The organism is Chloroflexus sp. (assembly GCF_056331925.1).
In genome coordinates this window covers 67,211-74,997 of record NZ_JBWGQH010000021.1, presented here as the reverse complement: position 1 = coordinate 74,997, position 7,787 = coordinate 67,211, and the positions used below count along the sequence as shown (strand labels likewise).

At 56.3% G+C, this 7,787-nt stretch carries 6 protein-coding genes and 1 pseudogene; 3 read left to right on the top strand and 4 right to left on the bottom strand.

Annotated features, from left to right (window positions below; genetic code table 11):
* Positions 1 to 379: 379 nt before the first annotated feature.
* Positions 380 to 748, bottom strand: coding sequence for a DUF2269 family protein (locus tag AC01ZF_RS12195; protein WP_424677076.1), 369 nt, complete (start codon positions 746 to 748; stop codon positions 380 to 382).
* A gap of 175 nt (positions 749 to 923) precedes the next feature.
* Between AC01ZF_RS12195 and AC01ZF_RS12190 the strand changes: the two are divergent.
* From AC01ZF_RS12190 to AC01ZF_RS12180, 3 genes and pseudogenes are all read left to right on the top strand, one after another.
* Positions 924 to 1,496 (top strand): annotated as a pseudogene (locus tag AC01ZF_RS12190) (cupin domain-containing protein); the annotation flags it as partial.
* A 21-nt stretch (positions 1,497 to 1,517) separates the two neighbouring features.
* Complete coding sequence (locus tag AC01ZF_RS12185; protein WP_428113056.1) at positions 1,518 to 1,862, top strand: helix-turn-helix transcriptional regulator; 345 nt, start codon at positions 1,518 to 1,520, stop codon at positions 1,860 to 1,862.
* A 288-nt stretch (positions 1,863 to 2,150) separates the two neighbouring features.
* The gene (locus tag AC01ZF_RS12180) at positions 2,151 to 3,569 is read left to right on the top strand and encodes a malic enzyme-like NAD(P)-binding protein (RefSeq protein ID WP_424677062.1); all 1,419 of its coding nucleotides are present in this window, start codon (positions 2,151 to 2,153) and stop codon (positions 3,567 to 3,569) included.
* A 60-nt stretch (positions 3,570 to 3,629) separates the two neighbouring features.
* Here the strand turns inward: AC01ZF_RS12180 and AC01ZF_RS12175 are convergent, their stop codons facing one another.
* The 3 genes from AC01ZF_RS12175 to AC01ZF_RS12165 all read right to left on the bottom strand — a co-directional run bounded on the left by AC01ZF_RS12175 (position 3,630) and on the right by AC01ZF_RS12165 (position 7,552).
* Positions 3,630 to 4,448 carry a hypothetical protein gene (locus AC01ZF_RS12175; RefSeq protein ID WP_424677063.1) on the bottom strand — a complete coding sequence of 273 codons (819 nt, stop codon included), beginning with the start codon at positions 4,446 to 4,448 and terminating at the stop codon, positions 3,630 to 3,632.
* A gap of 38 nt (positions 4,449 to 4,486) precedes the next feature.
* On the bottom strand, positions 4,487 to 6,487 hold the full coding sequence (locus tag AC01ZF_RS12170; RefSeq protein WP_476575381.1) for a hypothetical protein: 2,001 nt from the start codon (positions 6,485 to 6,487) through the stop codon (positions 4,487 to 4,489).
* Between the two features lie 171 nt (positions 6,488 to 6,658).
* Positions 6,659 to 7,552: a zinc metalloprotease HtpX gene (locus AC01ZF_RS12165; RefSeq protein ID WP_424677065.1), complete on the bottom strand. Its 894-nt coding sequence runs from the start codon at positions 7,550 to 7,552 to the stop codon at positions 6,659 to 6,661.
* Positions 7,553 to 7,787 lie beyond the last annotated feature (235 nt).

Below are 7,787 nucleotides of genomic sequence, written 5' to 3'. Positions count from 1 at the left end.
GAGCGCAGCGAGAAATCTGCCAATCCGGTGCACTCCGCTCACCGTGACCAAGTTAAAGATGTCTCGCTTCGCTCGACATGACACAGGGAGGATGACGTGCGGCGCTCACCATCCCACGGCCCGGTAGTCACCTTTTGTCATTTGTCACTCACCTTTTGTCCTTTCGAGCGGAGCGAGAAATCTTGCCATCCGATACACTCCGATGCTCCCCTTTTGTCCTTTCGAGCGGAGCGAGCAATCTTGCCATCCGATGCACTCCGATGCTCCCCTTTTGTCATTTCGAGCGCAGCGAGAAATCTGCCAATCCAGTGCACTCCGCTCACCGTGACCGGCTCTAAAGATGTCTCGCTTCCCGAATGCTGAGCATCCAAAGGTGTCCTTACCAAAGCGGCGGTTCAAAAATCTTGAGCGCCAGAATAATGATGACCAGTAAGCCTATGGTGACGCCAACCTGATTGGAACGGCGCGCTAGCGTCTGATACTCCGGGTTGCCGCTCCCTTTGGCATCAAGCGTCTTGATTTGCCGGCTCAGCAAGGGAGTGTAGACCCCATATGCTAACGCCATTGCTACGAGATAAACCGCGATTGCCACCCACAAAAACGGTGCAACGTTTTTACCCATGGCAATCATAAGTACGCCGGTGATGCCTCCGATGAGATAGCACGGATTGGCAACGTAGTCGTCGATGAACTTGACGCCGCGCAGCGCAAACGGCAAGTTAGCAGAATCGTGCGTGCCGCGGGCGATTCAGATAGCGTAACTGGCGTTCAAACCAACTGCGGTCGTTGTAGTGACGATATGTAGAAAGACCAGCAGTGTGTAGATGAGAGGATTTGCTCCTTCCGGTGGTGGATGCATAGGCGTTTCTCCGTTTGACGGACAGGTTATGCCGAAACTATAATGGAACAATCCTGGATGATCTATGTTGATCTATCCAAATTCCTTTGCCAATCGTCTATTCGTTGTGGATGCATTAACCCAAATCCTTGATACGTTACGCCTTAGGAGCAGTGTCCACTGCCGTTCCGAACTTGGATCGCCGTGGGGGCTGCATGTTGCGCCGCGTGCGTGCGCGGTCTTTCACGTACTACATCGTGGCAACGGCTATGTGCGGTTAGCAAGCGACGATACTCTGCTGTCGTTATGCGAAGGAGATGTGCTGCTCTTACCGTATGGCGATGAGCATATCCTCTGCGAAACACCTACCGCACCGCTCTTCCACAATCTTGAGCTGGATTAGTGGGGAGAATGTGCTTTGATGCGCTGGAGTGATCGCCCAACCGCGATCGTGTTGTGTGGAACATTCGATGTTGAGCAACGCGAGCTACTGCCAATCTTGCAACAAATGCCCCGTCTCATTCATATTCTGCGCAGTGAAGCCGGTGCGCTTGCCGGTGTGCTGGCGCTGATGGCCGCAGAAGCCGAAGCGGCGCGGCCTGGCAAAGAGGCTGTTTTGCGCCGGTTGACCAATATTTTGTTCATTCAGATCATCCAGCGCTGGGTTGAGTTGCAAGGTGTGGAGCGTTGCGGCTGGCTTGGCGCGCTGCACGATCCGCTGATCGGCAAGGTGCTCAGCCTCATCCACAGCCAGCCCCAGCAGCCGTGGACAGTCGCCGCGTTAGCGCGGTCAGTGGCTTGCTCGCGATCGGCCTTTGCTGCTCGTTTCTCTGCCCTGACTGGCGAAGGGCCAATCGTCTATCTCACCCGTTGGCGCATGCAACTGGCTGCTCGGTTACTGGCCGAACATCCCCATGCGCGGGTAAACGAGGTTGTCGAACAGGTTGGCTACCATTCGGAAGCGGCTTTTAGCAAAGCGTTCAAACGTGCAATGGGAGTCGCGCCGCGTAAGTATCGGCAATAAAGGCTGCGAATAGCCACCAAACGCCACAAACGACGCAAGATATAGCGTGTATATTGTGCCGCTTGGGCCTTGTTGCGGCGACGCCACTTGTGACTCTTTTGTCGTTTTGTGTCTATTCCAACCCATTCCGCGCAGCAAGCTTCGTCATCCTAGCCCGGTCTCCGCCGGGCCGGCAGTTCCTGCTCACCATTTTTGTTACTTGTGGTACTATACAAAAATTAAGGCAGTGATGCCCGTCGCCGTGACGGGCATTTTTGTATCTTTGAGCCAGAAAACGAGGTGAAGGGTATGTCCGTTGGGGTGGCTTATACGCTGACCTTGCGCTGCCAAATCGAAAATCGGCCCGGTATGTTGGGCCGGCTCACGACCCTGATCGGCGAGGTTGGCGGCGACATCGGCGCAATCGATATTGTTCGCGCTGAACGTAACTTTCTTGTGCGCGATATTACTGTGCGCGTACAAGATGAACAGCACGGCGAGCAACTGGTAGCCGCAATCAATACGCTGCAAAACATTAAAGTGCTTCAGGTGAGCGACCGTGTCCTCCTTACCCACCTCGGCGGTAAGCTTACTACCCAGAGCCGGGTTCCGCTAAAAACTCGTGATGATCTCTCCCTGGCCTACACGCCCGGCGTGGCTCGTGTCTGCCGTGCAATCGCCGACGATCCTGAAAAGGTCTATTCACTCACGTGGAAAGGGAATAGTGTTGCCGTGGTCAGCGATGGTTCGGCGATCCTCGGTTTGGGCAATCTTGGCCCCGAAGCGGCGATGCCGGTGATGGAAGGCAAGGCGATTCTGTTTAAAGAGCTGGCCAATATCGATGCGGTACCGATTTGTCTCCGCTCACAAGACCCCGACATTATCGTACAGACGGTTGAACAGATTGCACCGAGCTTTGGTGGCATCAATCTCGAAGATATTGCTGCCCCCAATTGCTTTATCGTCGAGGGCCGACTGGAAGAGAGCCTTGATCTGCCGGTGATGCACGACGATCAGCACGGTACTGCGGTGGTAGTGCTGGCTGCCCTCCGCAATGCCTTGCGTCTTGTGGGCAAAACGCTGGCCGATGTGCGGGTAGTGGTGAATGGCGTCGGCGCTGCCGGCACCGCCATTATTCGCACACTGCTCGAAGCCGGCGTCGGTGAGATTACGGCAGTGGATCGGTTCGGGATTTTAGCTGAGGGTGACTACGCCCGTCAGACGCCAATGCAACGCATTATCGCTTCCCTCACCAACCGTGAGCGTCGGCGGGGCGATTTGACCGTCGCTCTCCACGGCGCCGATGTGTTCATCGGAGTGTCGAGAGGGAATATTCTCACCCCCGACCACATGCGCTCGATGAGTGCTGACCCAATCGTGTTTGCATTGGCCAATCCCATTCCTGAGGGTGATCCCGACATGCTGCGCCAGTACGCGCGTGTGGTTGCAACCGGACGGAGCGATCAGCCGAATCAGATCAATAATGTGCTCAGTTTTCCCGGCATCTTTCGTGGTGCGCTTGATGTCAATGCCCGCCGTATCACCTCGGCGATGCGTCTCGCTGCTGCTGAGGCGTTAGCAAATGCGGTTTCCATTGAGGAGATGAACGAAGACTATATCGTGCCGAGCGTCTTTAATCGCCAGATTGTACCGGCCATTGCAAGTGCGGTGGCACAGGCTGCCATCGCCGATGGGGTGGCGCGTCGCAATCATTTGCCAGGCGATTAGCGGGTGATAATGCTTCACCACGGGGACCATGGGGCGCATACCGCGCCCCGTGCCTATCTCCTAATCGTCTTGCAACCAAGTGCGCCACGCCGCTTCGAGTGTTGCCAGATCGACACCGTAGACACCGTGATAGTCGGCACTTCCAACTACACCGTTACCACTGCGGTAAACAACTTCGAAGGTGTCATGCCCGTATGTAACGAGTAAGTACTCGACAAAACTAGCCCATTGGTAGTAGAGCATGTTCATCTCGGCAGCCGGCTTACCTAGATGAGTAGCGATCAGTGGTAGAGGTGCTTGCCCGCCGAGAAAAGTGCGAAAATCCTGCGCTCCACTGAGCCAATACCGACCTGCATCCCACGTTGCCCACCCTTCGAGTAGGATCGGGTCGCTACGCAGATGAGCTTCGCCAAAGTGATCGTGAGCGAGCTGATGCACAAACTCGTGGGCAAGAATGTTGACGGCGCGGTCCGGTGGGATGGCGGCGCACGTAGTGACGTGTACTTCGCGGGTTTGGGTATAGGCGGCGCCGTGCAAGGCGCATTGCGGGTCTGCAAGGATCTGCACCGTGATCGGCCCCACCGGCGCTGTGCCGGTGCGTGCGCTAACGTACTCCAGTGCCGTGACCAGCTCCGCCGTAATCGCGTCGAGGCTGGCATCGCTTGGCAGTGCCTGTGGCGCAACGCTGATCCGCAGAGTGTCAGCCTGTACCGGCAGCATTGACCGGCCGATCGCCGGCGCGGCCCCGCCCCCGCTGAAATCAGCGACCAGCGGGGCGAGGCGGCGCGGCTGATGGGCGCGACTAATGGTGATCACCGCCGCCGCAACGATCACGACGATGGCGATGATCAGCCAGCGTGTTCTTAGCGTAAGTGTCACTGGTAGCCTTTCGTAGGCGATACTGTGCTCGTGCGTCGCTACTCGCTGATCACCTCGTATTGCGCCCGTTCACTGGTGTGCGGCGTGACCGCAATCACCACCAATACCCCGTGCTCGCCGTTGTTTAAGGTTGCCGTCGCAACGCCATCGGCATTGACCGTCAGCGGCTCCACCGTGATCTGGCCATCGGTCGCCGTGCGCACCAGCCGTAATTCCCATTGCTGCGGTAGATCGCCATCGACTCGCACAAACCCTGCTGCCTCCCAGCCATTATCACCCTCTTCGACGGTATCACGAAAACCGATTTCGGGGATGGTAATGTTGTCAATCAAGATACCAGGTGCATGCACCCCTTGATCGTTGATCGACCAAAAGCGCAGCAACACCTCTTGCCCGGCAAACGGCGTCAGATCCATCTGCTCGCTCACCCAGCGCCCGCGCAAGCCGTCTTCAACATTGGCCTCCGGTCTCCCCGAAACACCGGTCAGACCGTGACCATAATTCACCCCCTGCGGATCGTAGTCGGTCGTCCACTTGCCGGGTAGGGTCTCCCATGTCCACCCGCCGTCAGTCGAAACAGTGACGAAGGCGTAGTCATAGTCGTCTTCGATCTCGAACCACGTGTCGAAGGTGAGTATCGCTGAACTGACCCCACGTAGATCGATCTTGCGCGTGAGCGTCGCAATACTATCATCACTGCGGTTACTCCACCATGCGTATCGTCCCCGTGGCATCTGTCCGGCGATGCGCACGGTAGTGTCGCCACGGAAGGTTACTGAGCGCGTATTCGATGGTAATGCAAGGTAATCCACGCCGAACTGCACAATATCGTCTTGGTATCGCCGATTGATCGGTGTTGGGCGTACTGTATGCGGCAGGAGATTCCTCAATTCGGTACCGGTGTCGTAGGTGTAACGACCATCGCCTACCCGCGGGTCGTTGAGTAAGTTGGCAACGGCCCAGTCAGTCATGATCTGCCGAAAGTGCGTAATATCGGGTCGGACACGTGTGGCTAACTCGACGAACGCTTCGAGATTGTTACCGGCGTTGGCCCGAATCAACGGGCGTAACTGGTCTTGACCGGTGTATTGGGCATAGATGTAGCGCATAAAGAGATGAGCAGCGCCGTAATGCACGCCTGACTGGCCGGGCGCAAAGCCCCACCCGGTCAATTGAATGTCGGTATTGCTTAGGTAGAGCGGAATGAAGCCTTCGCTCTGAAAGCCGTTGAGGTCTTCGGCCAATTGTGACATTCCCTCATTGAGCCACAAGGCACTACCCGGCTGTTCGTTCTGATGGATCATGTGTTGAAATTCGTGGGCCAGCACGTCGAGATAGGTATCGCTATCGAACGGCATCAGCTCGATGTTCATAAAGAACATCTCACGCTCATTGCTGTAGCGGTTGACCTGTTTCGGTAATGAGTCGCTCGACGAATAATAACCGAGGATCTGACGACTGCGCTCTACCGCGTTCAGAATGGTAATCCGGTTGTCACCGTCAACCCCGGGTTGCACCTCACTGCCGAAGATCTCGCGGGTACGCGGGTAAATCTCTTGTTCAAAGGTACGTGCAGCACGTTCCAGTGCATCCTGATCGAAAGGCACGCCGGTTTCGACGTACATCAACACCACCGGCCCAATGTAGCGTAGCTCAGCAGTGATTTCGTATTGGCTATCGTTACTAAAATCGGTTACAAAAAAAGATCGGCGTTCGCCAAGCTGTACGTCAAGAGGTGTAGTACGCGCTACATGGGGGCAATCCTCTGATGCCAGCCGACACGTGCCGAGTTGGCGGGCTAGCTCAACTTGATCGCGCGGCAGACGAGCAGCCGCATCGATCAGTGCGATTTCATTTACGTCGTTGTTCGGTGTGGGAGTAACCATCGCTACCGGCGTCGGTGGTGGTGGCGGAGCATGGATGGTACCGGTAGCAGATCGAGGTGTCGCCGTAGGTCGGTAGTCTTCCGATGGTCTCTCGACCGATGGCATACAGCCGGTGATTAGGGTGAGTGCAATAATAAGAAGGAATCGTCTCATAATGAAGCCGTTAGGATACAGATCGGTAGGTCGGAATGGGCCACATCCCGTGTTAGCAGGTTCTGCGGCTCATACTACCTGCATTGTACTGTAAAATGGGCGCCACTCGCCATTGAGTGACGCCCACTGAAGGGGGAAGGATGGAATCTATGTCAACGCGCTGTGTGAGTGTTAGGCAACGATGGCGGTGTTCCCGCTACGGTTAGCCATTGCCCGCAACCGCGAGATACGCTTGTGCGTCTCTGGGTGCGTGCGGAACAGGTTTGCCAATCCACCCAACATTGGGTTAACGATGTAGAGATGCGCTGTTGCCGGACGTGCTTCTTCCATTGGCATACGACCGGCGGCCCACTCGAGCTTCTCAAGTGCGCTGGCAAGCGGCAACGGATTGCCAAGAATTTGTGCGCCACCGGCATCAGCCATGTACTCACGCGAGCGCGAAATCGCCATCTGGATAATCAGTGCCATAATCGGGGCTAACATAGCGGTCAGGATGCCACCGACCAGCCCGGCGATACCGCCATCTTCCTCCTCATCACTGCCGCCCAATCCGGCAAATATCATTCCCCACATCACCATATCGGCCAGCATCCCAATGGCGCCGGCAATCGTCGCGGCAATTGACGAGATCAGTGTATCGCGGTGCTTGATGTGGGCCAGCTCGTGTGCAATCACGCCGGCTAGCTCCTCACGTGTCAGCAAGCGAGCAATCCCGGTCGTTACTGCTACGGCACCGTGCGCCGGATCTCGTCCGGTCGCAAAAGCGTTGGGTGCATCAGTATCGATAATATAGACGCGCGGCTTGGGTATCCCGGCTCGCCGTGACAGCTCCTCGACCATTGCGTGCAATTCAGGTGCTTCGTCTGGGCTGACTTCTTGCGCCCCACTCATCTTGAGGGCAAGCGTGTCGGAAAACCACCAAGCTCCCATATTCATCACGACGGCCAGCACAAACGCAATAATCATACCGATCTGTCCACCGACCGCGCCACCAATTGCGATGAACAACCCGGTCAATAGACCGAGCAGGCCAACAGTCTTTAAACTATTTACCAACATTGTCATAACGCTGCCTCCACAGCCGTTCTATATTCAGCACAATATCGCACAGTTGCAGAGCTAGTATAGCGAGCCAAGCTGTGAAGGCCAAGGGGGGGCTTTCCTCTGCGAATGGGGAGAAGTTCCCAATGTTCGTATGGAACGCGCTCTTTCAGTTAACACCGCGGGGCAGCCCTCCAACGTGGGGTGGGAATGGCCCCCTCTGCGACCTCTGCGCGCTCTGCACCTTTGCGTTTCTTGC

Excerpts from the sequence above, each read along its gene's own strand:
- AC01ZF_RS12180 (WP_424677062.1), top strand. The coding sequence starts at position 2,151 with ATGTCCGTTGGGGTGGCTTATACGCTGACCTTGCGCTGCCAAATCGAA.
- AC01ZF_RS12170 (WP_476575381.1), bottom strand. The coding sequence starts at position 6,487 with ATGAGACGATTCCTTCTTATTATTGCACTCACCCTAATCACCGGCTGT.
- AC01ZF_RS12165 (WP_424677065.1), bottom strand. The coding sequence starts at position 7,552 with ATGACAATGTTGGTAAATAGTTTAAAGACTGTTGGCCTGCTCGGTCTA.